The organism is Pseudomonas entomophila, assembly GCF_013523165.1.
Taxonomy (GTDB): domain Bacteria; phylum Pseudomonadota; class Gammaproteobacteria; order Pseudomonadales; family Pseudomonadaceae; genus Aquipseudomonas; species Aquipseudomonas entomophila_A.
The window spans coordinates 1-426 of record NZ_JAAMQI010000065.1 but is presented as its reverse complement, the minus strand read 5'-3'; the positions used below and the strand labels follow the sequence as shown (position 1 = coordinate 426).

1 protein-coding gene is annotated in these 426 nt (G+C 64.6%); it reads right to left on the bottom strand.

Features of this window, described 5'->3' with window-relative positions; translation table 11 throughout:
* The coding region (locus G7Z99_RS19670) for a hypothetical protein (RefSeq protein ID WP_219854306.1) at positions 1-426 on the bottom strand (426 nt) is incomplete at both ends.

Here is a 426-nt window from a genome sequence, read left to right as displayed (position 1 = left end):
ATCTTCAGTGCACCGACCTGGGCGCTCGTCAGCGAATTGATCTGGCCGCTGGTCAGGGCCACGATCTGGGCGGTGCTCAGGCCGTTGGCGACCTGATTCGTCGTCAGGGCGGCGATCTGGCTGCTGGTCAGCGCGACCAGCTGGTCGGTGGTCAGGCCGTTGGCGATCTGGTTCGTCGTCAGTGCAGCGACCTGGTTCGTCTTCAGGGCCGTCACGTCTTCGATTTCCATCGCGGCCAGCTGGCCGGTGCCCAGGGCAGCGATCTGGGCCGAACCCAGTGCTTTCACCTGGTTGGTCGTCAGTGCAACGATCTGGTCCGTGGTCAGGCCATTGGCGACTTGATTCGTCGTCAGCGCGGCGATCTGGGCGGTGCCGAGGGTTGCCAGGTCACCCGTGTCGATCGCGGCGACTTGGGCGATCTTCAGT